Here is a 22,713-nt window from a genome sequence, read left to right on the forward strand (position 1 = left end):
AGCACGCGCTGCACGGTCAGCTTCAAGCGGCCGTCGTCGAGCAGCAGCACGTCGCCCGCCTTCACGTCCCTGGGCAGATCCTTGTAGTCAAGGCCGACGCGCTCGCTGGTGCCCATCTCGCAACGGGCATCGAGGATGAAGGCCTGGTCGCGACTGAGCGTGATGCGGCCCTCGGCGAAGCGACCGACGCGAATCTTGGGCCCTTGCAGGTCGGCCAGGATGCCCACCGGGCGGCCGGCGAGCGCCGAGGCCTCGCGGATGGCGCTGGCGCGGGCAACGTGGTCCTCGGCCTTGCCATGGGAGAAGTTCATGCGCACCACGTCGACGCCGGCCTGCACCATGCGTTGCAGCACGTGCGGGTCGGACGAGGCGGGGCCGAGCGTGGCGACGATCTTGGTGTGACGGGACATCCGGGGCTCCTGCAGCGGGTCGGCGGGCGGGACAGTGTGCTGGGCGCATTCTAGCGGCTTGCCTCGCCGCCGCGGGGGGCAAGCCGCGGTCGCGGCGTGCGGGCTCAAGGAAACGCGACTTTCTCACCCGTATGTACTATCTTTCGGACAAAGGCGTGTGGAGAAAGCTCATGGATGGTGCTGCGATGCTGGTCGCCTTTGCGGCCGCGGTGGGGGTGCTCGGCTTCCTGTTCCTGCGTCGGCGCGAGCCCGTACCGGCTGCCGGGCCGCCCGCTGCCGTGATGGCGGAGGATCATCATCCCTATCACTGCGTGACGATCCGCCCCGGCGCGGCTTGCTGCGCGCTGGCGCCTCGTCTCGAGGGGCTGCGCTTCCTGTCGGTCGAGGCGCCTGCGCTGCCCCTGCCGGGCTGCCGTGCGGGGCACTGCACCTGTGCTTACCAACACCATGACGACCGCCGTCATGAGGTCAGGCGCAATCCGTATCGCCGGCTGGCCGGGGCGCTGCACGAGCCGGCAATGGTCGAGCGGCGCAGCGCGCGCGGCCGCCGCCGCACCGACTTCGAGCTGCACCCGGAGCTGTAAACGAGCCACGGCCGTCGCAGCGGACGGCCGTGGGTGGTGGCGTCGCAGGTCCTGCCCGATCAGTCCTTGAAGCGCTCTTCCAGCGCGGCGATCGCCGGCAGGGTCTTGCCCTCCAGGAACTCGAGGAAGGCGCCACCGCCGGTGGAGATGTAGCCGACGTCCTGGGCGATGTCGAACTTGGCGATCGCGGCCAGGGTGTCGCCACCGCCGGCGATCGAGAAGGCTTCGGAGTGGGCGATGGCCGAGGCCATCATCTTGGTGCCGCCGGCGAACTGCGGGTACTCGAAGACGCCGACCGGGCCGTTCCAGACGATGGTGCCGGCGTGGGCGATGATGTCGGCGAGCTTGGCCGAGCTCTTCGGGCCGAAGTCGAGGATGCGGTCGTGCGGGCCGACCTCGTCCACCGGGATGCGGTTGGCACGGGCGAGCGCCGAGACTTCGTCGGCCACCACCACGTCCACCGGCAGCGGCACGTCGGCGCCGCGCGCCTTCATGATGTCCATCACCTGCTGGGCTTCGCGCACCATCTCGGGCTCGGCGAGCGATTCGCCGATGCGCTTGCCGGCGGCGAGCAGGAATGTGTTGGCGATGCCGCCACCGACGATGAGCTGGTCGACCTTGTCGGCCAGCGTGCGCAGGATGGTGAGCTTGGTCGACACCTTGGCGCCGCCGACGATCGCCACCAGCGGGCGCGCCGGGTTGTGCAGCGCCTTGCCCAGGGCGTCGATCTCCGCGCCCATCAGCATGCCGGCGCAGGCCACCGGCGCGAAGCGGGCGATGCCGTGGGTGGTGGCCTCGGCGCGGTGGGCGGTGCCGAAGGCGTCGTTCACGTAGACGTCGCACAGCGCGGCCATCTTCTTCGCGAGTTCCTCGTTGTCCTTCTTCTCGCCCTTGTTGCAGCGGCAGTTCTCGAGCAGCACGACCTCACCCGGCTTGAGCTCGAAGCCGCCGTCGACCCAGTCCTGGATCAGCTTGACCGGCTTGTCGAGGAGCTGGCCCAGGCGCACGGCGACCGGCATCAGCGAATCCTCGGCGCGCAGCTCGCCTTCGGTGGGACGGCCAAGATGGGAGGTCACCATGACCGCGGCACCCCGCTCGAGACAGTAGCGGATCGACGGGATCGAGGCGCGGATGCGGGTGTCCTCGGTGATGTTGCCGGCTTCGTCCTGCGGCACGTTGAGGTCGGCGCGGATGAAGACGCGCTTGCCCGCGACGTCCAGGTCGGTGAGCTTCTTGACTTGCATGATGGCTTCGGTCTCGTGAAAACGCCCTGCAGGACAGGGCGTTGAGGGTTTGCGATGGGCAGCCGGCTTACTTGGCGTTGGCGAAGGCGCGGGCGGCGTCGAGCATGCGGCAGGAATAGCCCCATTCGTTGTCGTACCAGGCCAGGACCTTGACCAGCACCGAACCGTCCTCGCCCTTGATGACGCGGGTCTGGGTGGCGTCGAAGGTGGAGGACACGGTGGTGTGGTTGAAGTCGGACGACACCAGCGGCTCGGTGTTGACCGCGAGGATGCCCTTCAGCGGGCCCTTGGCCGCGGCGGTCATCAGTTCATTGATCTCTTCCTTGGTGGTGGCGCGCTCGGCGGTGAAGGTGAGGTCGACCAGCGAGACGTTGATGGTGGGTACGCGCAGGGCGAAGCCATCGACCTTGCCGACGAGCTGCGGCAGCACCAGGCCGACGGCCTTGGCCGCGCCGGTCTTGGTCGGAATGATGTTGGCGGCGGCAGCGCGGGCGCGGCGCAGGTCCTTGTGGCGCACGTCCACGGTGACCTGGTCGTTGGTGTAGGCGTGGATGGTGGTCATCAGGCCCTGCTTGATGCCCACGCTGTCGGCCAGGATCTTGGCGACCGGGGCCAGGCAGTTGGTGGTGCACGAGGCGTTGGAGACGACGGTCATGTCGCCACGCAGCACTTCCTCATTGACGCCCATGACGATGGTGGTGTCGACGTCGTCGCCGCCCGGCGCGGAGATCAGCACGCGCTTGGCGCCCATGTCGAGCAGGGCCTGGGCCTTGGCCTTGGTGGTGTAGGCGCCGGTGCACTCGAGCAGCACGTCCACGCCGTGGCTGCCCCAGTTGACGCCCTTCGGGTCCTTGGTCGAGTAGAAGGGGATCGGCTTGCCGTCGATGATGATGAGGTTCTCGCCCTCGGTCTCGACCGAAGTCGCGAAGCGGCCGTGGGTGGTGTCGTACTTGAGCAGGTGGGCGTTGGTGGCCAGATCGCCGGAGGCGTTGATGGCGACCACTTCGAATTCGTTCTGCAGGCCCTGCTCGTAGATGGCGCGCAGCGTGCAGCGACCGATACGACCGAAACCGTTGATGGCGACCTTGATGCTCATCGATGCTTCTCCCTGAAATTACGATGGAAAACCGGGTGTTCGTGAATCTTGCTGCCCTGCCGGCCCGCGTCGGGCGGCGTCCTCTTGTGCAGCGGGAGCGGTCCGTCTCCGGAGCCGCTCCCGCGCCAGGCTGTCGTCAGAGCACCGACTTCACGGCCTGCACCACCGCATCTGCGGTGATGCCGAAATACTTGAACAGCTCGCCCGCCGGGGCCGATTCGCCGAAGCGGTCGATGCCGACCACACGGCCCTCCAGGCCGACGTACTTGTACCAGCCATCGGTGCAGCCCGCCTCGACCGCAATGCGCGGCAGGCCGGCGGGCAGCACGCTCGCCTTGTAGCCGGCGTCCTGGCGGTCGAAGACGTTGGTCGAGGGCATGGACACGACGCGCACGGCAACGCCTTGCTCGGCCAGCGTTTTCTGCGCCGCCATGGCGAGGGCGACCTCGGAGCCGGTGGCGATGATCACCGCCTGGGGCTTGGCGCCGGCGGCTTCCGACAGCACGTAGCCGCCCTTGCGGATCGCGGCGACCTGGTCCGCGCTGCGGGCCTGGAAGGGCAGGTTCTGGCGCGAGAAGCACAGGCTGGTCGGGCCCGACTTGCGCGCGATCGCGCTCGCCCAGGCGACCGCCGATTCGGTGGTGTCGCAGGGGCGCCACACGTCCATGTTGGGAATCAGGCGCAGGGTGGCGGTCTGCTCCACCGGCTGGTGGGTGGGGCCGTCCTCGCCGAGGCCGATCGAGTCGTGGGTGAACACGAAAATCTGGCGGATCTTCATCAGCGCGGCCATGCGCAGGGCGTTGCGCGCGTACTCGCTGAACATCAGGAAGGTGGCGGTGTAGGGGATCAGGCCGCCATGCAGGCTGACGCCGTTGGCGATCGCCGCCATGCCGAACTCGCGCACGCCGTAATAGACGTAGTTGCCGCCGCTGCTCTTGCTGACGCCCCTGGCGCCCGACCACAGCGTGAGGTTGGAGCCGGCGAGGTCGGCCGAGCCACCGAGCAGCTCGGGCAGTTTGGGCGCGTAGGCCTCGATGGCGTTCTGGCTGGCCTTGCGGGTGGCAATGGTCTCGGCCTTGTCGCTGACCTTGGCGAGCACCGCGGCGACGTGGGCGTCCCAGTCGGCGGGCAACTCGCCGCCCATGCGGCGCTCGAACTCGGCGGCGAGTTCGGGGTGGGCGGCGCGGTAGGTGGCGAAGGCGGCGTTCCACTGCGCCTCGAGCGAGGCGCCCCGGGTGCGCGCATCCCACGCCGCGTAGACGTCGGCCGGGATGTGGAAGGGCGGGTGGCTCCAGCCGATGTGGGCACGCGCGGCCTCGATCTCGGCGGCGCCGAGCGGGGCGCCATGCACGTCGTGGCTGTCCTGCTTGTTGGGCGCGCCCGCGCCGATGATGGTCTTGCAGCAGATCAGCGTGGGCTGGGCGGTGTTGGCCTTGGCCTGCTGGATGGCGGCTTCGATCGCCACCGGGTCGTGGCCCTGGACGTCGCGGATGACCTGCCATCCATATGCTTCGAACCTTTTCGGGGTGTCGTCGGTGAACCAGCCGTCGACATGGCCGTCGATCGAGATGTTGTTGTCGTCGTAGAAGGCGACCAGCTTGGAGAGGCCCAAGGTGCCGGCGAGCGAGCAGGCCTCGTGCGAGATGCCTTCCATCAGGCAGCCGTCGCCGAGGAAGACGTAGGTGTGGTGGTTGACGACGTCGTGGCCGGGGCGGTTGAACTCGGCGGCGAGGATCTTCTCGGCCAGCGCCATGCCCACGGCGTTGGTGATGCCCTGGCCGAGCGGGCCGGTGGTGGTCTCGATGCCGGGGGCGTAGCCGTATTCGGGGTGGCCGGGGGTCTTGCTGTGCAGCTGGCGGAAGCGCTTGAGCTCCTCGATCGGCAGGTCGTAGCCGGTGAGGTGGAGCAGCGCGTAGAGCAGCATCGAGCCGTGGCCGTTGGACAGCACGAAGCGGTCGCGGTCGGCCCACTTGGGGTTGGCCGGGTTGTGGCGCAGGTGGTGGCGCCACAACACCTCGGCGATCTCGGCCATGCCCATCGGCGCGCCCGGGTGACCGGAGTTGGCCTGCTGCACGGCATCCATCGCCAGGGCGCGGATGGCGCCGGTGATGGGGTTGAAGACCGGAGGCTTGACGTTACGGGACGACTGCATGCTGTTCTCGGGCCGGAGGCCAACATTAGAAAGGCCGCAATTATCCCTTAAAAGTCCGGGTGGTTGGCAATGTTGCGGTGCAATTACGCGGTGCGCCCGCTACGGCGAACACACGGCGAGCGCGCGGCGGGGCAGCGGTCTGCAGGCTCGCCGCACCGCAGCTACACCCACTGCCGGCGGCGCTCCATCAGCTTCCAGATCAGCGGCGTCAGGATCAACTGCATCGCCAGGTCGAGCTTGCCCCCCGGAATCACGATGGTGTTGGCGCGGCTCATGAAGGCGTCGTGGATCATGCGCAGCAGGTAGGGGAAGTCCACCCCGCGCGGGTCCTTGAAGCGGATCACCACCATCGATTCGTCCTGCGTCGGCACGTCGCGCGCGATGAAGGGGTTGGATGTATCGACCACCGGCACGCGCTGGAAGTTGATGTGGGTGCCGGCGAACTGCGGCACGATGTAATGCACGTAGTCGTGCATGCGGCGCAGGATGGTGTCCTGCACCGCCTCGGCGGTATAGCCGCGCAGCTTGGTGTCGCGGTGCAGCTTCTGGATCCACTCGAGATTGATTGTCGGTACCACGCCGATCAGCAGGTCCACATGGCGCGCCACGTTCACGTTCTCGGTCACCAGCGCGCCGTGCAGGCCTTCGTAGAACAGGCAGTCGGTACCCACCGGCAGGTCTTCCCATTCGGTGAAGGTGCCCATCGGCAGGTTCCAGCGCATCGACTCGGCTTCGTTGTGGATGTAGTAGCGCCGGCGTCCGGTGGCGGCCTCGCCATAGGCCCGGAACAGGCTCTCGAGCTCGGAGAGCAGGTTGGCTTCGGGGCCGAAATGGCTGATGCCGCGCTGGCCGGCCCGCTCGGCCTCCTCGATCAGCGTCTTCATCTCGCTGCGCGTGTAGCGGTGAAAGCTGTCGCCCTCGACGATGGCCGCGTTGACGTTCTCGCGATGGAAGATCGCCTCGAAGGTGTGCTTGACCGTGGTGGTGCCGGCGCCGGATGAGCCGGTGACGGCGATGATGGGGTGCTTCATGGACATGATGGTCTCCGCCGTCGGCGAATGAATTCGCTACACGGCGATTTTGCACTGCCGCAATCGTGCGCGAAAGCGCGTGGACGCGATCTGGCCCGAAAAGTTGGCGGCTGTGCAGCGGCGCTCAGGAGCGACCCTTGATCCAGGCCGACCATTCGGCGAACAGCGAAGGCGTGACCGCCGCGATCACACCGCGTTTGATGGCCGGGCCGGCCATCAGTTCGCCGCCGTCGAGGGCCTCGGCGTGACCACCGGCCTCGGCCAGGATCAGGCGTCCCGCCGCGTAGTCCCACAGCATCTGGCCGCCGTGCAGGTACACATCGAGCCGGCCGGCGGCGACGAAGCACCATTCGAGCGCGCTCGAACCGAAGTTGCGCTGCGAGTAGTAGGGCGGCCGCACCGCGAGCTCGTCGCCCAGGTGATGGCTGATACGCTTGAAATCGACGCCGGCGACGGCGTCGCGCAAGGTGGTCGCGCCCTGGCGCAGGGGCAGCTCGGCGCCGTTGAGGAAGGCGCCGGCGCCGTGCGCGGCGTAGAAGGATTCGTCGGTGATGGGGTTGTAGACCACGCCGAGCACCGGCGCGTGGTCGATCAGGTAGGCGATCGACACGGCAAACAGCGGGATGCCGTTGGCGAAGTTGGTGGTGCCGTCGATCGGGTCGATGCACCACAGGCCACGACCGCCCTCGTTCCACAGGTGCGCCTGCTCGGTCGCGGTCATCTCCTCGCCCAGCACGGCGCCAGGCAGGAAGCGCGGCAGCGCTTCGGTAAAGCGGTGCTGGGATTCGAGGTCGGCCTCGGTGAACAGCGAGCCATCGGCCTTGCGGCTGCGCGCCGACTTCAGGTAGCGCGGCAGGATCTCCTCGCGGGCAATGTCGCGAACCATGGATTCGAGGGCGCGGGCGCGGGCCAGGCGTTGGGCGGCGGTGGGCATGCAGGACTCCTTGCCGGACGGACGGACGATGCTCGGGCCTATAATCTTACGATGATTTCCCGATTCCACTTTGATGGCAGCCTGCCCGCCAGCGGTGAGGTGGCCCTGCCCGAGCCGCTCGCCCACCATGCGCTGCGCGTGCTGCGCCTGCACGATGGCGCGCCGCTGGTGCTGTTCGACGGCCAGGGAGGCGAGGTCGAGGCTCGGCTGGTCGTGCGCGGCAAGGCCGGCTTCGCGCAGCTGGGCGAGCGTCGCGCGGTGGAGCGCGAATCGCCGCTGCAGGTGGTGCTGGTGCAGGCGCTGGCGACCGGCGACAAGATGGATTGGGTGGTGCAGAAGGCGGTCGAGCTCGGCGTCAGCGCGATCCAGCCGGTGCAGGCCGAACGCTCGGTGCTGCGGCTCGCGGGCGAGCGCGCGGACAAGCGCCAGGCGCACTGGCAGCAGGTGGCGGTGGCGGCCTGCGAGCAGTGCGGCCGCAACCGCATTCCCGAGCTGAAACCGCTGCAACCCCTGCTGCACTGGCTGTCAGCGCATCGCGACGGCCTCAACTACGTGCTGGCGCCCGGCGGGCTGACGAGCTTCGGCGAGGAGCCGCGGCCGCAGGCGGCGGTCCATCTGCTGGTGGGCCCGGAGGGCGGCTGGAGCGAGGCCGAGCTGGCGGCCTTCGACGCCGCCGGCTGCCGTCGTGTGCGCCTTGGGCCGCGCGTGCTGCGCACCGAGACCGCCGGCCTCGCCGCGCTCGCGGCGCTGCAGGCGCGCTGGGGCGATTACTGAGCGGGCGGCGCACGACGCCGGGCGCCGAGTCAGTCAGCCGGTTCAAGCCGCCGCTTCAAGGCGCCGACTCGCACGGGTGGAGCAGGCCGCCGGCGCATCCGCAACAAGCAGGGAGGCTGAATATGTTCGAATCTGCCGAGCTTGGCCATCGCACCGCGCGCCAAGCCTTCGAGGCGGCGGTACCGGGCCTGCGTGCCGAATTGCTCGACGCCCAGTTCGATCTGCTCGAGTTGCGCCAGTTTGCCGTCGTCGTGCTCATCAACGGGGTGGACAAGGCCGGCAAGGGCGAGACGGTGAACCTGCTCAACGAGTGGATGGATCCGCGCCACATCCAGACCTGGGCCTTCGATGCGCCGACCGTCGAGGAATCCGAGCGCCCCTTCATGTGGCGCTTCTGGCGCGCCCTGCCGCCGCGCGGCAAGATCGGCGTGCTGTTCAACAACTGGTATGCCCAGCCGCTCGCCGAGCGTGTCGAGGGGGCCAGCAAGCGGGCCCAGCTCGACCAGCGCCTGGACGACATCCGCCGTTTCGAGGCGATGCTGGCGCACGAGGGCGTGCTGCTGGTCAAGTTCTGGTTCCATCTGTCGAAAGGCGAGCAGAAGAGGCGCCTGAAGGCGCTGCAGAAGGATGCCCGCACGCGTTGGCGCGTGACCGAGCGCGACTGGCGCTACTTCGAGCTCTACGACCGCTATCGCGAGGTCGCGGGACACATCCTGCGCACCACCAGCACGGCCGAGGCGCCGTGGCTGATCGTCGACGGCTCGGACGCCAACTACCGCGCCCTGTTCGTCGGCCGCACCCTGCTGTCGGCGCTGCGCCGCCGCCTGGATGCCGCCAGCCAGCACTGGATGCCGCGCTTGTCGGCGGCGCCGCTGCCGCCCAGGGTGGATGCGCTGAACGTGCTCGACGCGCTGGTGCGCCACGACATGAAGCGCAAGGAGTACGACCAGTTGCTCGAGCCCCTGCAGGGGCGGCTGGCGCTGCTGTCGCGCTCCGAGGCGTTTCGCCGCCGCGCGCTGGTGCTGGTGTTCGAGGGCATGGATGCGGCCGGCAAGGGCGGCGCGATCCGGCGCGTGGTGGGCGCGCTCGACGCCCGCCAGTACCGCATCGTGCCGATTGCCGCGCCCACCGAGGAGGAGCGCGCGCAGCCCTACCTGTGGCGCTTCTGGCGCCACCTGCCGCCGCGCGGCAAGGTCCTGATCTTCGACCGCTCGTGGTACGGCCGCGTGCTGGTCGAGCGGGTCGAGGGCTACTGCACCGAGGCCGACTGGATGCGGGCCTACGCCGAGATCAACGACTTCGAGGACGAGCTGGTGGCGGCCGGGGTGGTGGTGATCAAGTTCTGGCTGGCGATCAGCAAGGACGAGCAGCTCGCCCGCTTCAAGGCGCGCGAGGCCGAACCGCACAAGCACTTCAAGATCACCGACGAAGACTGGCGCAACCGCGACAGGTGGGACGACTACAGCCGCGCCGTGTGCGACATGGTCGATCGCACCAGCACCGAGTACGCGCCGTGGACCCTGGTCGAGGCCGACGACAAGCACTACGCCCGCATCAAGGTGCTGCGCACGATCTGCGAGCGGCTGGAGGCAGTGCTCGGCTGATGCCCGCTGCGCGGCCGCTCACTTGCCGTGCAACGGCTTCACCACGCGTCGCAAGGCGCTCTCTTCCGGGTGGGGCTGGACGAGGAAGCCGAGGCCGTGCATCAGGCGCAGCATCTTGGCGTTGTTGCCGAGGACGTCGCCGAAGATGCTGCGGTAGCCCTTGCTGCGCGCGACCTCGATGAGGGCGCCCATGAGCCGGCGACCGAGGCCGAAGCGTTGCCAGGCGTCGGCGACGACGAGGGCGAACTCGACCGACTCGCCATCGGCGGCGAGCGCGTAGCGGGCGCTGCCGACCATCTGCTCGGCGCCCTTGTCGTCGGGGGTGGTGGCGATCAGCGCCATCTCGCGGTCGTAGTCGATCTGGGTGAAGCGCGCGACCATCGCCGGGCTGAGTTCCTGCAGATCCTCCATGAAGCGCAGGTAGCGGCTCTCCTTGCTCAGGCCGTCGAAGAAGGCGAGCAGCAGCTTGGCGTCCTCGGGTCGGACCGGGCGGGTGCGCACGGCGCGCCCGTCGCCGACCTTCCAGTCCTGGATCAGGTGCAGCGGATAGGGGTGGATCGCCATGTGGGCGTAGCGGTCGCTGCCGGCGGGCAGGCCGTGGTCGATGGCGACGCGGGCATCGGCCGCGACGGCACCGTCGGCATCGACGATCAGCGGGCCGATCTCCAGCTCGCGCACCCAGGGCAGTTCGCACACCAGGTCGGATACCGACACCAGCACCTGCTCGACCGCGCCGCGGTTGAGCGTCCCCGCCTGGCTGCGCGGGCCCTGCGCCGCGGCGGGCATCGCCGAGTCGATGAGGTCGCGCGCCAGCACCGGGTTGAGCGGCGGCAGGGCGAAGGTGCGCGGCGCGGAGGCGTCCTGCGCGCCGAGGCTGATGACCGGACCGAAGGTGGGGTCGCGGTGCACCTGGACGTTGAATTCGCGCGCGCGTGGGCGGTACAGATAGGGTTCGATCGCCACGCCGTTTACCTGCGCCTGCGGGTGGCGCAGGCGCACCGCATCGACGATGTCCTGGTAGGCGGTCCACACCGATTCGGCGCTGTTGAGGTTGAGGCGCACGCCGCCCGCTTCGGACTTGCTGTCGAGCTCGGGCGCGTCGACCTTCATCGCCACCGGAAAGCCCACCTGCTCGGCGATGAACAGCGCCTCGGTGGCGTCGCGGGCGACGGTGGTGTGCGTGACCGGGATGCCGAAGCTGCGCAGCAGGGCCTTGGACTCCATCGCCGACAAGGTGTGGCGGCGCTGGTTGAGCAAGGTCTCGATCAGCACGCGGGCGCCGCCGGTGCGGCGATAGGTGCCGGCGCCACCGCCACCGGCGGTCTGCAGCAACAGGTTCTGGCTGTGGTGGAAGCGCGAGATGTTGTGGAACAGCTCGATCGCCGCCTCCGGTGAGCTGAACACCGGCAGTCCGGCCTGCTCGAGCAGTGCGCGCGCCTCGGCGACCTGGCCGCCGCCCATCCAGCAGCAGCACAGCTTGAGCCGCACCTGGGCGGCGAGGTCGATGATCTCCTGCGCCACCTCGACCGGTTCGACCAGGGCATGCGGCGACAGGATGACCAGCACGTTCGACACGGCGGCGTCCTCGGCCAGCGCGAGGATGGCATCGCGGAACAGCTGCGGGCTGGCGTCACCGCCGAGGTCGAGCGGGTTGTGGCAGCCGCGCTCGCGCCCGCCGAGGCGCTCGAGCGTGGCGACGGTGGGCGAGCCGAGGCTGACCAGCGCGGTGCCGAGGTCCTTGGCGCGGTCGGCGGCGAGGTCGGCCGGGCCGCTGCCGTTGGAGACGATGGCGAGGCTGTCCTGGCGCGGGCGGAAGCCGCAGGACAGGGCCTTGGTGGCGAAGAACAGCTGGTCGATGTTCTGCACGCGGACGACGCCGGCGCGGCGCATGGCGGCGTCGAAGACCCGGTCGGCGAGGCCGGCGCTGTCCGCCGCCGGGGCATTGTTGTCGCTGCGGCCGTGGCGGCCGGCCTTGAGCAGGATGATCGGCTTGACGCGCGCCGCCGAGCGCAGCGCGCTCATGAAGTGGCGTGCGTCGCGGATGTGGTCCACGTAGAGCAGGATGTAGCGTGTCTGCGGGTCGTGGATCAGGTACTCCAGGGTTTCGCCGAAGTCGATGTCCACCGTGCCGCCAAGCGAGATCACCGACGAGAAGCCGACGTTGTTGGTCTGCGCCCAGTCGAGCACGACCGAGCACATCGCGCCCGATTGCGAGACGAGGGCGATCTCGCCGGGCTTGACGGCGATGCGGGTGAGGGCGGCGATCAGGCCGCTGCCGGGGCGGGCGATGCCGAGGCTGCCCGGCCCGAGCAGGCGCAGCCGGGTCTCGCGCGCGGTCTCGATGATGCGCCGCTCCAGCGTGCGCCCGGTGGCGCTGACGATGACCGCATTGCGCACGCCGCTGCGGCCGCACTGGGCGGTCACGTTGTGCAGCACGCGCGCCGGGGTGGCGATGATGGCCAGGTCGACCGGGCGGCCGATGTCCTCGATCGAGCGGTGGCAGGGCTGATCCTGAATGCTGTCGTACTTCGGATTGACCGCGTACAGGGTGCCGCGATAGCCGCCTTCGATCAGGTTGCGGTAGATCAGGCGGCCGACCGAACCCGGTGTGTCGGAGGCGCCGATGACGGCGATCGAGGACGGTTCGAAGGCAGAGCTGAGAGCGTGGGGGCCGGCCATGGCGTTCGCTGTCCAAGGTGGGTCGAGATTGAAGTGATACCAGCATGCCGGCGTTGCTTCGTTGATCTGTATCAGTTGCCGCCGATGACAGCCGCTGCCCGCAAGTCCCGCCGCAATGGAAAACGGCCGTCGAGACGGCCGTTGGCTGTTGCACGCGACGGGTGGGCGCCGTCGGCCCGCAGTACCGTGTCAGCGCTCGTCGAAGCTGAGCCTGAGGCGCTTGGTGGTGGCGCGCGCCTGGCAGCTCAGCACGTAGCCCTGCGCCACCTCGTCGGCCTCGAGGGTGAAGTTCTTGTCCATCACGACTTCGCCCTCCGTGACCTTGGCGCGGCAGGTGCAGCACACGCCGGCCTTGCACGAGAACGGCAGGTCGAGACCGGCGTTGAGGCCGGCGTCGAGCAGGTGCTCGTCCGGACCAATCGCGATCTCGTGCTCCTTGCCGTCGAGCACCAGGACCATGGTGATGTCCTTGGTCGCGGCCGCGACCGCTTCGGCGGTGCTCGAGGCACCGACCGGATGCGCGCCGGGGGGCAGGTTGACGGTGAAGCGCTCGGTGCGGATGCGGTCGGCGGGCACCCCGGCCTCGGTCAGCGCGGTCTCGGTGGCGGTGATCATCTCGTCCGGCCCGCAGATGAAGACCTCGTCCATGCTGCCCACCGGCAGCAGGGCGTCGATGATCGCGCGCACCTTGGCGCCGTCGATGCGGCCCTGCAGCAGGTCCACTTCCTGCGCCTGGCGCGACAGGATGTGGATCATCGTCAGGCGGTCGCGGTAGCGGTCCTTGAGGTCCTGCAGTTCCTCGTTGAACATCACCGTCGACATGCGGCGGTTGCCGTAGATCAGCGTGAACTTGGAGTCCGGTTGCTCTTCCAGCGTGCTCGCGGCGATTGACAGGATGGGCGTGATGCCCGAGCCGGCGGCAAAGCCGACGCGGTGGATCGCGCGCTTCTTCCTGATCACGAAGCGGCCGTCGGGCGGCATCACCTGGAGGGTGTCGCCGGCCTTGACCGACTTCGCCGCCCAGTTGGAGAACAGGCCGCCCTCGACCGGGCGGATGCCGATCTCGAGTTCGCCGTTGCGGGCCAGCCGGCTGCGCGGGCTGCTGATCGAGTAGTTGCGGCGCACGTCCTGGCCGTCGATGGTGGCGCGAACAGTGAGGAACTGGCCCGGCTCGAAGGCGAAGCGTTCGCGCTCGGTCTCGGGGATGGCGAAGGTGATCGCCACCGCGCCGGCGGCCTCGGGGCTCACGCGCTTGACGGCGAGTTCTTGGAAACGGGGGGCTGACATGGCGTCTGGGCTCCGGCTCTTAATAGGGTTTGAAATAGTCGAAGGGCTCCTGGCAGTCGAGGCACTTGTACAGCGCCTTGCAGGCCGTGGAACCGAACTCGGAGGTGACGACGGTGTGGGTGGAGCCGCACTGCGGACAGGGGACCGCTTCGGTCGGCTGCCGGCGCACGAACTTCAGCACGCTGACCTCGCCACTGCTGCCGCAGCTGCGCTGGGGCGGGGCGATGCCGTAGGCGCGCAGTTTCTCCTTGGCCTCGTCGCTCATCCAGTCGGTGGTCCAGGCTGGCGCGAGCTGGGTGATCACCCGCGCCTCGATGCCGGCCTGTTCCAGGCTGGCCCGCACGTCGTCCTCGATCTGCCCCATGGCGGGGCAGCCGCTGTAGGTCGGGGTGATGACCACCTCGATGCCCGCCGGCGTTTCCCGCACATCGCGCAGGATGCCCAGCTCGCGCAGGGTCACCACCGGGATCTCGGGGTCCGTCAGGGGCTCGAGGGTGGCCCAGATCTTGTCCACGACGCTGCTCATGGCCTTCGTCCTTACCAGGTGGCGCCCGGGTGGGCGCGGGCCAGGCCCTGCATCTCCCCGAGCAGATAGCTCAGGTGCTCGGAGTGCAGGCCGATCTTGCCCTCGGTCACGTAGCCGTGGAAGTTCGGGCGGGTCAGCGTGGCTTCGGCCAGGGCGTCGTTCACCAGCGCATCCCAGGCCGGGCGCAGCGCCCACACGTCGATGCCGATCTTGGCCGCGACCGCGGCGCCTTCGGCCGGGCTGGTGGTCCAGAACTCCTCGGTGTAGGGCATCAGGTGGTTCACCGCCGCCTGCGCGCGGGCGTGCGACTCCTCGGTGCCGTCGCCCATGCGCACCAGCCAGTCACGCGAATGGTGCAGGTGGTAGCTGGTTTCCTTCAGCGACTTGGCGGCGATCGCGGCCAGGCTGGCGTCGGCGGACTGCTGCAGGCCGTCCCACACATGCACCATCAGCGCCGAATAGAGGAAGTTGCGCACGATGGTGGTGGCGTAGTCGCGGTCGGCCGCGGCGTAGCCCACCAGCGGGCCGTGGTGCGGGAGCTCGAGCAGCGTGTAGTTGCGGAACTCGTGCGGGCCGCGGAAATAGGCCAGCTTGTCCTCGGTGGCGTCACCGCCCATCAGCTCGGCGGCGCGCTGGTACAGCAGGCGGGCCTGGCCGATGAGGTCGAGGCTGACGTTGGCCAGCGCCATGTCTTCTTCCAGGATGGGGCCGTGCCCGCACCATTCGGCATTGCGCTGGCCGAGCACGACGGCGTTGTCGGCCAGGTGCAGCAGGTAGTCGATCGGCGTGCTCATTACATGTGCCCCACTTCTTCAGGGATTTCGTAGAAGGTCGGATGGCGGTAGATCTTGTCGGCGGCGGGGTCGAACAGCTCGCCCTTGTCGTCCGGGTTGCTGGCGGTGATCGCCACCGAGGGCACGACCCAGATGCTCACGCCTTCCTGGCGGCGGGTGTAGACGTCGCGCGCCATGTGCAGGGCCTGGGCGGCGTCGGCCGCGTGCAGACTGCCGCAGTGCTTGTGCTCGAGGCCTTGCTTGCTGCGGACGAAGACTTCCCAGAGCGGCCAATCCTTGAGTGCGGGGGTGTTCATGCTGCCTCCTTCAGTGCGCGTTCTTTTTGCTTGCGGGCGTAGGCCTGGGCCGCGTCGCGGACCCACTGGCCATCGTTGTGAGCCTTGACCCGGGTGGCCAGGCGTTCCTTGTTGCACGGTCCGTTGCCTTCGACGGTGTTCCAGAACTCGGCCCAGTCGATCTGGCCGTAGTCGTAGTGGCCGCGCGCCTCGTTCCACTTGAGCGCGGGGTCGGGCAGGGTCACGCCCAGCACCTTGGCCTGCGGCACGGTGGCGTCGATGAACTTCTGGCGCAGGTCGTCGTTGCTGATGCGCTTGATGCCCCAGCGCATGCCTTGCGCGCTGTGCGGGCTGTCGGCGTCCGGCGGCCCGAACATGGCCAGGCACTTCCACCAGTAGCGGTTGACCGCGTCCTGCACCATCGCGCGCTGCTCGTCGGTGCCCTTCATCATCACCAGCAGGGCTTCGTAGCCCTGGCGCTGGTGGAAGGATTCTTCCTTGCACACGCGGACCATGGCACGCGCATACGGACCGTAGGAGCAGCGGCACAGCGGGACCTGGTTCATGATCGCCGCCCCATCGACCAGCCAGCCGATCACGCCGACGTCAGCCCAGTTGAGCGTCGGGTAGTTGAAGATCGAGCTGTACTTGGCCTTGCCCGAGTGCAGGCCTTCGAGCATCTGGTCGCGGCTGGTGCCGAGCGTCTCGGCCGCCGAGTACAGGTAGAGGCCGTGGCCGCCTTCATCCTGGACCTTGGCGATCAGGATGGCCTTGCGCTTGAGGCTCGGGGCGCGCGAGATCCAGTTGCCTTCGGGCAGCATGCCGACGATCTCGCTGTGGGCGTGCTGGCTGATCTGGCGCACCAGGGTCTTGCGGTAGGCCTCCGGCATCCAGTCCTGCGGCTCGATGCGGCCGTCGGCGTCGATGCGGGCCTCGAATGCCGCTTCCAGGTCGCTCTGTGCGCTGGATACGGCGGCCAGTTTCTTCCCGGACTCGTCCGGAATGTCCATTGCCTGGGTGTACATGTGTTTCCTCCTAGCAAACACCGCACCGGGAGATACCGGCGCGGAACGCGGGACGTGGAAGCGGCCCGCCCACTCCTCAATCGGCCGCCGCGCGTGGTGCGCGGCGGGTATTCATGCCATCCATGCCGGCGGGCGCTTGTCGAAGAAGGCCGCGAAACCTTCGCGCGCCTCGGCGGTGGCGCGCTGCCGGGCAATGCGGGTGGCGGTTTCTTCGGCGACGGCGTCATCGATCGGACGCCCGGCGAGCGCGGCGATCAGCTGCTTGGCGGCAAGCTGGGCCTGCGGGCCGCAGGCCAGCAGGGCCTGGACCAGGCGCTCGACCGCGGGGTCGAGCTCGTCGACGGCGACGACCTCATTGACCAGCCCCATGGCTTTGGCTTCCGCAGCGCCGAAGCGTTCGGCGCTCTGGAAGTAGCGCAGCGCGTGGCGCGGGCCGATGGCGCGCAGCACGTAGGGGCTGATGACCGCGGGGATGATGCCGAACTTGACCTCGGAGGTCGCGAAGCTGGCATCCTCGGCCGCGATCGCCATGTCGCATGCGGCAGTGAGGCCGGTGCCGCCGCCGAGCGCCGCCCCCTGCACGCGGGCGATGGTCGGCTTCGACAGCCCCGACAGCGTGCGCAGCATGGCGGCGAACTTGCGCGAATCGGCGAGGTTTTCGGCCTCGGTGCTGTCCGCGGCGCGGCGCATCCAGTTGAGGTCGGCACCGGCCGAGAAGTGCTTGCCGCGACCGGCCAGCACCACCACGCGCACGCTGGCGTCGGCGTCGAGTTCGCTGCAGGCGGCGGCGAGTTCGGCGATGAGCTGCTCGTTGAAGGCGTTGAACACCGCCGGCCGATCCATCCAGAGGGTGGCGACGGCGCCGCGGCGCTCGATGGCGAGGGTTTCGTAGTTCATGGCCCTGTCCCGTGCCTCAGACGCGCTCGATGATCATCGCGATGCCCTGGCCGACGCCGATGCACATCGTGCACAAGGCGTAGCGGCCATTGCGACGCTGCAACTCGTAGGCGGCGGTGGTGACCAGGCGCGCGCCGCTCATGCCGAGCGGGTGGCCCATGGCGATGGCGCCGCCGTTGGGGTTAACGCGCGCTTCGTCGTCGGCCAGGCCGAGGTCGCGGACCACGGCGAGCGCCTGCGCGGCAAAGGCTTCGTTGAGCTCGATGACGTCCATCTGCTCGAGCGTGAGGCCCGCCTTGGCCAGCACCTTGCGCACCGCCGGCGCCGGGCCGAAGCCCATGATGCGCGGCGCCACGCCGGCGGTGGCCATGGCGACGACACGCGCACGCGGGGTCAGGCCGTGCTTGGCTGCGGCGACTTCGGAAGCCAGCAGCAGCGCGCAGGCACCATCATTGACGCCCGAGGCGTTGCCGGCGGTGACGCTGAGCTCGGGGCCGTTGACGCCCTTGAGCTTGGCCAGCATCTCGAGCGTGGTCTCCGGGCGCGGATGCTCGTCGGTGTCGAACACGATCGGCTCGCCCTTCTTGCGCGGGATCTCCACCGGCACCAGCTCGTCCTTGAAGCGACCGGCGGCGTGCGCGGCGGCCCAGCGCTGCTGCGAGCGCAGCGCGAAGGCGTCCTGGTCGGCGCGCGAGATGTTGAACTCGGCGGCGACGTTGTCCGCGGTCTGCGGCATCGAGTGCGTCTCGTAGAGCTTCTTCATCAGCGGGTTGATGAAGCGCCAGCCGATGGTGGTGTCGTAGATCGCGGCCTGGCGGGAGAAGGCGGACTCGGCCTTGCCCATCACGAAGGGCGCGCGCGACATGCTCTCGACCCCGCCGGCGATCATCAGCTCGGTCTCGCCCGACTTGATCGAGCGCGCGGCCAGGCCGATGGCGTCCATGCCCGAGCCGCACAGGCGGTTGACCGTGGTGCCGGGGACTTCGATCGGGAGGCCGGCGAGCAGGCCGGACATGCGCGCGACGTTGCGGTTGTCCTCGCCGGCCTGGTTGGCGCAGCCGTAGATGATGTCTTCCACCGCGGCCCAGTCGACCTGGGGATTGCGCGCCATCAGGGCCTTGAGCGGCACGGCGCCGAGGTCGTCGGCGCGCACGGCGGCCAGGGTGCCGCCGTAGCGGCCGATCGGGGTGCGGATGGCGTCGCAGATGAAGGCTTGGGTCGTTGAGACTTGAGTCATCGTGCGCTCCTCACAGTTGCTTGGGGCGCTGGTCGATGACGCGGCGAGCCTTGCCGGTCAGCGTGCGCGGAATGGTGTCGAACTCCATCACGTTCACCTTGGTGGAGATGCCGATGATGGTCTTGATGTGGTGCTGCAGCTCGCGCGCGATGGTCTCGGTCTCGGTGCGGCTGAGCGTGCCCGACAGCTCACGCTGGACCTCGACGCGGATCTCGACGTTGTCGAGGTGGCCGTCGCGGGTGAGCACGATCTGGTAGTTACCCGACAGGCGCTTGTCGCGCATGATCTGCTCCTCGATCTGGGTCGGGAACACGTTCACGCCGCGCACGATCAGCATGTCGTCCGAGCGCCCGGTGATCTTGCCGATGCGGCGGAACGAACGCGCGGTCGGCGGCAGCAGGCGGGTGAGGTCGCGGGTGCGGTAGCGGATGACCGGGAAGGCTTCCTTGGTCAGCGAGGTGAACACCAGCTCGCCTTCCTCGCCGTCGGGCAGCACCTCGCCGGTGTCGGGGTCGATGATCTCGGGGTAGAAGTGGTCTTCCCAGATCACCGGGCCGTCCTTGGTCTCGATGCACTCGCTGGCCACGCCGGGGCCCATCACTTCGGTGAGGCCGTAGATGTCGATGGCGTCGATGCCGAGCTTGCGCTCGATTTCGCTGCGCATGCCTTCGCCCCAGGGTTCGGCGCCGAAGATGCCGACCTTGAGCGAGATCTCCTCGGGCTTGATGTTGAGGCGCTCGAACTCCTCGGCGATCACCAGCGAGTAGGAGGGCGTGACCATGATCGCGTCGGGGCGGAAGTCCATGATCTGCTGCACCTGCTTCTCGGTCTGGCCGCCGGACATCGGCACCGCGGTGCAGCCGGCGCGCTCGATACCGTAGTGGGCGCCAAGGCCGCCGGTGAACATGCCGTAGCCGTAGGCGTTATGCACCATGTCGCCGGCACGCACGCCGGCGGCACGCAAGGAGCGCGCGACGACGTCGGCCCAGTTGTCGAGGTCGTTCTTCGTGTAGCCGACCACCACCGACTTGCCGGTGGTGCCGCTCGAGGCGTGCAGGCGCAGCACCTTGTTGCGCGGCACGGCAAAGAGGCCGAAGGGGTAGTTGTCGCGCAGGTCCGTCTTCGTCATGAAGGGGAACTTGGCGAGGTCTGCCAGCGCCTTGAGGTCGTCCGGATGCACGCCCGCTTCCTGGCAGCGCTTGCGGTAGGGCTCGACGTTGTCATAGGTGTGGCGCACCGACCACTGCAGGCGCTGCAGTTGCAGGGCCGAGATCTCGTCGCGGCTGGCGGTTTCGATCGGATCGAGGTCGCCGGGCGTGGGGCTCTTCACGGTCATGGTTTCGTGTTCTCCTCTCTGTTCTGGGGTGGCCGCTCAGGCCTGTTCTGCGTCGAGGCCGGCGATGACCTCGCCGGCGATGCGGTAGCTCTTGCCGCGGAAGAGCGCGACCGTCCTGCCGGCGCTGTCGCGCACGGTGATGTCATAGACACCGGTGCGGCCCGACGCCGAGCGCTCGATCGCTTCGGCGGTCAGCGTGTCGCCTTCCTTGCCCGGGGCGACGAAGTCGATGTTGCAGCCCGAGGCCACGGTGTTGCGGTTGTAGGCGTTGCAGGCGTAGGCGAAGGCGGTGTCGGCGAGGCTGAAGATGAGGCCACCGTGGCAGATGTGATGGCCATTCACCATGTCGCTGCGCACTCGCATGCTGAGCGTGGCGGTGCCGGGGCCGACGGCCTCGATACGCATGCCCAAGGCCTGGGCGGCGCGGTCGCGCGACCACATCGCCGCGGCAACGGCCTCGGCCAGCGCCTGCGGGTCGGTGGGGATGTCGTGTCTTTCAGTCATGGATCTTCTTTCCGGCAAGGACGCGCTGCTGGATCAGCGGCGAGACGCGATAGCGGTCTTCGCCGTAGAAGCGGGCGAGGTTGGCGAGCACGGTGCAGATCGTCGGCAGGCCGACGCGGTCGGCCCATTCCAGCGGACCGCGCGGGTAGTTCACGCCCAGCTTCATCGCCGCATCGGCGCCGGCGGCGTCGCACACGCCCTGGTTCACCGCGTCGGCGGCCTCGTTGGCGAGCATCGCCACGGTGCGCATCACCGCCAGGCCCGGCGTGTCGCCGAGGCGGCAGACCTCGAAGCCGGCGGCCTGCAGCAGACTGACGGCGGCGCCGACCGCGGGTGCGAAGCAGTTGATCGCGGCGCCCAGGGCGATGCGGGTGGCGGTGGCATAGTCGAGCGCGAGGTCGATCAGCACCACGTTGGCGATGCCCATCTCTGCGGCGCGCTGGGTGGCGGTGCGGCCGTCGGTGACGAAGATCACCGCGCCGCCCACTTCGGCGATGCGACCGTCGTTGGCCTCGCCCCAGGAGTGCGGGATGTTGCGCTCGAAGAGGCGGTCGGCGAGCGCGTGCACGGCTGCCGAATGGCCGTGCAGCACGACCGCGTCGGGCGCCTGCTGCGCCACCGCGACCTGCGGCGCGGGGCGCTCGGCGCCTTCGCGGTAGTCGTAGAAGCCGCGGCCGTTCTTGCGCCCGAGGAAACCGGCATCCACCAGCTCCTGCTGGATCAGCGAGGGGGTGAAGCGCGGGTCGTTGTAGAAGGCGTTCCACACCGAGCGGGTCACGGCGAAGTTCACGTCGTGGCCGATCATGTCCATCAGCTCGAACGGGCCCATGCGAAAGCCACCGGCGTCGCGCATGATGGCGTCCAGCGTGGCGCAGTCGCCGCCGCCTTCGTTGAGGATGCGCAGCGCCTCGGCGTAGTAGGGGCGCGCCACGCGGTTGACGATGAAGCCAGGCGTCGAGCGCGCATGCACCGGCGTCTTGCCCCACGCGGCGGCAGTGGCGAACAGGGTGTCGGCGACCGCCTTGTCGGTGGCAAGGCCGGACACGATCTCGACCAGCTTCATCAGCGGCGCCGGGTTGAAGAAGTGCAGGCCGGTGAGGCGCTCGGGGCGCTTGAGCGCGGCGCCGATCGAGGTCACCGAGATCGACGAGGTGTTGGTGCCGAAGAGGCAATCGGCGCCGACGATGTCTTCGAGCTCGCGATACAGCGTCTGCTTGGCCTCGAGGTTCTCGACGATGGCCTCGGTCACCAGCGCGGCATCCGCGAGGTCGGCGAGTTGCTCGACCGCGACCAGGCGCGCGCCGGCCGCCTGCGCGGCCTCCGCGCTCATCTTGCCCTTGTCGGCGAGCTTGCCGAACTGGGCGCGGATGCCTTCGATCGCCTTGGCAGCGGCGCCGGGACGGTTGTCGAGCAGCTTGACCACGTGGCCGGCGGCGGCCGCCACCTGGGCAATGCCGGCACCCATGGCGCCGGTGCCGACGACGGCGATGACGGCGGAAGTCGGGAGGGCTTGCGGGTTCGTCACGCTCATTCCCCGGTGAACTTCGGTGCGCGCTTTTCCATGAAGGCGGCAACGCCCTCGGCGTAGTCCGGGCTCCAGCCCAGCTCGCGCATGAAGCCGCCTTCGAAGGAGAGCTGCTGCTCGAGCGTGTGGCCGGGCGCGGCGTGCATCGCTTGGCGGGTGCGCACCAGCGCCTTGGTCGGCATGCTGGCGAGCTGGGCGGCGAGCGCATCGACCTTGGCGCCGAATTCGGCGTCGTCGTAGGCGGCCCAGATCAGGCCCCAGTCGGCGGCCTTGTCGGCGGGCAGCTTGTCGGCCAGCAGCGCCAGGCCCATCGCGCGTGCCATGCCGACGCGCTGGGGCAGGAACCAGGTGCCGCCGGTGTCGGGCACCAGGCCGATCTTGCTGAAGGCCTGCAGGAAGGAGGCGGATTTCGCCGCCACCACCAGGTCGCAGGCCAGCGCCACGCTGGCGCCGGCGCCAGCGGCAATGCCATTGACCGCGGCGATGGTGGGCACGCGCAGGTTCTGCAGGCGCAGCACCAGGGGCTTGTAGTTCTTTTCGACGACGTTGCCGATGTCGGGCATCGTCCCGCCCACCGCAGCCATGTCGGGATCGGCGAGGTCCTGGCCGGCGCAGAAGGCGCGGCCGGCACCGGTGAGCACCAGCACGCGCACGGCCTTGTCGGCCTGGATGCGGTCGAGCGCGTCACGCAGCTCGCCGTGCATCTCGCCGGTGAAGCTGTTGAGCTTGTCGGGGCGGTTCAGCGTCAGGCGGGCGATGCCCGCCTCCACTGCGAACTGAATGTTCTTGTATTCCATGG

General features: G+C 69.0%; 21 protein-coding genes. 3 read left to right on the forward strand and 18 right to left on the reverse strand.

What is annotated here, in order from left to right; translation table 11 throughout:
* A partial coding sequence (locus tag ACMV5O_RS19430) for a pyruvate kinase (RefSeq protein WP_416165003.1) occupies positions 1-410 on the reverse strand: 410 nt, incomplete at its 3' end.
* Between the two features lie 170 nt (positions 411-580).
* On the opposite strand from ACMV5O_RS19430, the gene ACMV5O_RS19435 reads away from it, so the two are divergent.
* Positions 581-994: a hypothetical protein gene (locus tag ACMV5O_RS19435; RefSeq protein ID WP_416165004.1), complete on the forward strand. Its 414-nt coding sequence runs from the start codon at positions 581-583 to the stop codon at positions 992-994.
* 59 nt (positions 995-1,053) lie between these two features.
* Here ACMV5O_RS19435 and ACMV5O_RS19440 read toward each other — a convergent pair whose 3' ends face one another.
* From ACMV5O_RS19440 to ACMV5O_RS19460, 5 genes are all read right to left on the reverse strand, one after another.
* Positions 1,054-2,238 carry a phosphoglycerate kinase gene (locus ACMV5O_RS19440; protein ID WP_416165005.1) on the reverse strand — a complete coding sequence of 395 codons (1,185 nt, stop codon included), beginning with the start codon at positions 2,236-2,238 and terminating at the stop codon, positions 1,054-1,056.
* A gap of 67 nt (positions 2,239-2,305) precedes the next feature.
* Positions 2,306-3,334, reverse strand: a complete 1,029-nt coding sequence (gene gap, locus ACMV5O_RS19445; protein ID WP_416165006.1) for a type I glyceraldehyde-3-phosphate dehydrogenase — start codon at positions 3,332-3,334, stop codon at positions 2,306-2,308.
* 136 nt (positions 3,335-3,470) lie between these two features.
* Positions 3,471-5,486, reverse strand: coding sequence for a transketolase (tkt, locus tag ACMV5O_RS19450; RefSeq protein ID WP_416165007.1), 2,016 nt, complete (start codon positions 5,484-5,486; stop codon positions 3,471-3,473).
* Between the two features lie 161 nt (positions 5,487-5,647).
* Entirely contained in the window at positions 5,648-6,523 is an 876-nt protein-coding gene (locus ACMV5O_RS19455; RefSeq protein WP_416165008.1) for a phosphoribulokinase, read from the reverse strand.
* A 118-nt stretch (positions 6,524-6,641) separates the two neighbouring features.
* Entirely contained in the window at positions 6,642-7,451 is an 810-nt protein-coding gene (locus tag ACMV5O_RS19460) for an inositol monophosphatase family protein (RefSeq protein ID WP_416165009.1), read from the reverse strand.
* Between the two features lie 51 nt (positions 7,452-7,502).
* Here ACMV5O_RS19460 and ACMV5O_RS19465 point away from each other — a divergent pair, with 51 nt between their 5' ends.
* Positions 7,503-8,225, forward strand: a complete 723-nt coding sequence (locus ACMV5O_RS19465) for a 16S rRNA (uracil(1498)-N(3))-methyltransferase (RefSeq protein WP_416165010.1) — start codon at positions 7,503-7,505, stop codon at positions 8,223-8,225.
* Between the two features lie 122 nt (positions 8,226-8,347).
* Positions 8,348-9,829, forward strand: a complete 1,482-nt coding sequence (pap, locus tag ACMV5O_RS19470) for a polyphosphate:AMP phosphotransferase (protein ID WP_416165011.1) — start codon at positions 8,348-8,350, stop codon at positions 9,827-9,829.
* Positions 9,830-9,847: 18 nt separating this feature from the next.
* Here pap and ACMV5O_RS19475 read toward each other — a convergent pair whose 3' ends face one another.
* The 12 genes from ACMV5O_RS19475 to paaG all read right to left on the reverse strand — a co-directional run bounded on the left by ACMV5O_RS19475 (position 9,848) and on the right by paaG (position 22,711).
* Positions 9,848-12,508, reverse strand: a complete 2,661-nt coding sequence (locus ACMV5O_RS19475; RefSeq protein ID WP_416165012.1) for a GNAT family N-acetyltransferase — start codon at positions 12,506-12,508, stop codon at positions 9,848-9,850.
* A gap of 189 nt (positions 12,509-12,697) precedes the next feature.
* Positions 12,698-13,795 (reverse strand): 2Fe-2S iron-sulfur cluster-binding protein, encoded by a 1,098-nt coding sequence (locus ACMV5O_RS19480; RefSeq protein WP_416165013.1) that lies wholly within the window; start codon positions 13,793-13,795, stop codon positions 12,698-12,700.
* Between the two features lie 19 nt (positions 13,796-13,814).
* Entirely contained in the window at positions 13,815-14,321 is a 507-nt protein-coding gene (gene paaD / locus ACMV5O_RS19485) for a 1,2-phenylacetyl-CoA epoxidase subunit PaaD (RefSeq protein WP_416165014.1), read from the reverse strand.
* An 11-nt stretch (positions 14,322-14,332) separates the two neighbouring features.
* Positions 14,333-15,115 (reverse strand): 1,2-phenylacetyl-CoA epoxidase subunit PaaC, encoded by a 783-nt coding sequence (paaC, locus tag ACMV5O_RS19490; RefSeq protein ID WP_281051015.1) that lies wholly within the window; start codon positions 15,113-15,115, stop codon positions 14,333-14,335.
* Entirely contained in the window at positions 15,115-15,411 is a 297-nt protein-coding gene (paaB, locus tag ACMV5O_RS19495; protein ID WP_004299876.1) for a 1,2-phenylacetyl-CoA epoxidase subunit PaaB, read from the reverse strand. The genes paaC and paaB overlap by 1 nt, the downstream gene beginning before the upstream one ends.
* Positions 15,408-16,415 carry a 1,2-phenylacetyl-CoA epoxidase subunit PaaA gene (gene paaA, locus ACMV5O_RS19500; protein ID WP_416165015.1) on the reverse strand — a complete coding sequence of 336 codons (1,008 nt, stop codon included), beginning with the start codon at positions 16,413-16,415 and terminating at the stop codon, positions 15,408-15,410. The genes paaB and paaA overlap by 4 nt, the downstream gene beginning before the upstream one ends.
* A 111-nt stretch (positions 16,416-16,526) precedes the next feature.
* On the reverse strand, positions 16,527-17,312 hold the full coding sequence (locus ACMV5O_RS19505) for an enoyl-CoA hydratase/isomerase family protein (RefSeq protein WP_416165016.1): 786 nt from the start codon (positions 17,310-17,312) through the stop codon (positions 16,527-16,529).
* A gap of 16 nt (positions 17,313-17,328) precedes the next feature.
* On the reverse strand, positions 17,329-18,549 hold the full coding sequence (pcaF, locus tag ACMV5O_RS19510; RefSeq protein WP_416165017.1) for a 3-oxoadipyl-CoA thiolase: 1,221 nt from the start codon (positions 18,547-18,549) through the stop codon (positions 17,329-17,331).
* Positions 18,550-18,559: 10 nt separating this feature from the next.
* Complete coding sequence (gene paaK / locus ACMV5O_RS19515) at positions 18,560-19,885, reverse strand: phenylacetate--CoA ligase PaaK (protein ID WP_416165018.1); 1,326 nt, start codon at positions 19,883-19,885, stop codon at positions 18,560-18,562.
* 36 nt (positions 19,886-19,921) lie between these two features.
* A complete protein-coding gene (gene paaI / locus ACMV5O_RS19520) occupies positions 19,922-20,389 on the reverse strand; it encodes a hydroxyphenylacetyl-CoA thioesterase PaaI (protein WP_416165019.1) in 468 nt (155 codons plus the stop codon).
* Positions 20,382-21,854, reverse strand: coding sequence for a 3-hydroxyacyl-CoA dehydrogenase (locus tag ACMV5O_RS19525; protein WP_416165026.1), 1,473 nt, complete (start codon positions 21,852-21,854; stop codon positions 20,382-20,384). Before ACMV5O_RS19525 ends, paaI begins: the two co-directional genes overlap by 8 nt.
* A 62-nt stretch (positions 21,855-21,916) precedes the next feature.
* On the reverse strand, positions 21,917-22,711 hold the full coding sequence (gene paaG, locus ACMV5O_RS19530) for a 2-(1,2-epoxy-1,2-dihydrophenyl)acetyl-CoA isomerase PaaG (RefSeq protein ID WP_416165020.1): 795 nt from the start codon (positions 22,709-22,711) through the stop codon (positions 21,917-21,919).
* Between the last annotated feature and the right edge of the window lie 2 nt (positions 22,712-22,713).

Source organism: Thauera sp. WH-1, assembly GCF_047806685.1.
Taxonomy (GTDB): domain Bacteria; phylum Pseudomonadota; class Gammaproteobacteria; order Burkholderiales; family Rhodocyclaceae; genus Thauera.

Excerpts from the sequence above, each read along its gene's own strand:
- ACMV5O_RS19455 (WP_416165008.1), bottom strand. The coding sequence starts at position 6,523 with ATGTCCATGAAGCACCCCATCATCGCCGTCACCGGCTCATCCGGCGCC.
- paaI (WP_416165019.1), bottom strand. The coding sequence starts at position 20,389 with ATGACTGAAAGACACGACATCCCCACCGACCCGCAGGCGCTGGCCGAG.
- gap (WP_416165006.1), bottom strand. The coding sequence starts at position 3,334 with ATGAGCATCAAGGTCGCCATCAACGGTTTCGGTCGTATCGGTCGCTGC.
- tkt (WP_416165007.1), bottom strand. The coding sequence starts at position 5,486 with ATGCAGTCGTCCCGTAACGTCAAGCCTCCGGTCTTCAACCCCATCACC.
- ACMV5O_RS19525 (WP_416165026.1), bottom strand. The coding sequence starts at position 21,854 with ATGGGTGCCGGCATTGCCCAGGTGGCGGCCGCCGCCGGCCACGTGGTC.
- paaD (WP_416165014.1), bottom strand. The coding sequence starts at position 14,321 with ATGAGCAGCGTCGTGGACAAGATCTGGGCCACCCTCGAGCCCCTGACG.
- ACMV5O_RS19465 (WP_416165010.1), top strand. The coding sequence starts at position 7,503 with ATGATTTCCCGATTCCACTTTGATGGCAGCCTGCCCGCCAGCGGTGAG.
- paaG (WP_416165020.1), bottom strand. The coding sequence starts at position 22,711 with ATGGAATACAAGAACATTCAGTTCGCAGTGGAGGCGGGCATCGCCCGC.
- paaB (WP_004299876.1), bottom strand. The coding sequence starts at position 15,411 with ATGAACACCCCCGCACTCAAGGATTGGCCGCTCTGGGAAGTCTTCGTC.
- pcaF (WP_416165017.1), bottom strand. The coding sequence starts at position 18,549 with ATGACTCAAGTCTCAACGACCCAAGCCTTCATCTGCGACGCCATCCGC.
- ACMV5O_RS19460 (WP_416165009.1), bottom strand. The coding sequence starts at position 7,451 with ATGCCCACCGCCGCCCAACGCCTGGCCCGCGCCCGCGCCCTCGAATCC.
- ACMV5O_RS19440 (WP_416165005.1), bottom strand. The coding sequence starts at position 2,238 with ATGCAAGTCAAGAAGCTCACCGACCTGGACGTCGCGGGCAAGCGCGTC.
- ACMV5O_RS19505 (WP_416165016.1), bottom strand. The coding sequence starts at position 17,312 with ATGAACTACGAAACCCTCGCCATCGAGCGCCGCGGCGCCGTCGCCACC.
- ACMV5O_RS19480 (WP_416165013.1), bottom strand. The coding sequence starts at position 13,795 with ATGTCAGCCCCCCGTTTCCAAGAACTCGCCGTCAAGCGCGTGAGCCCC.
- ACMV5O_RS19475 (WP_416165012.1), bottom strand. The coding sequence starts at position 12,508 with ATGGCCGGCCCCCACGCTCTCAGCTCTGCCTTCGAACCGTCCTCGATC.
- pap (WP_416165011.1), top strand. The coding sequence starts at position 8,348 with ATGTTCGAATCTGCCGAGCTTGGCCATCGCACCGCGCGCCAAGCCTTC.
- paaK (WP_416165018.1), bottom strand. The coding sequence starts at position 19,885 with ATGACCGTGAAGAGCCCCACGCCCGGCGACCTCGATCCGATCGAAACC.
- paaC (WP_281051015.1), bottom strand. The coding sequence starts at position 15,115 with ATGAGCACGCCGATCGACTACCTGCTGCACCTGGCCGACAACGCCGTC.
- paaA (WP_416165015.1), bottom strand. The coding sequence starts at position 16,415 with ATGTACACCCAGGCAATGGACATTCCGGACGAGTCCGGGAAGAAACTG.
- ACMV5O_RS19435 (WP_416165004.1), top strand. The coding sequence starts at position 581 with ATGGATGGTGCTGCGATGCTGGTCGCCTTTGCGGCCGCGGTGGGGGTG.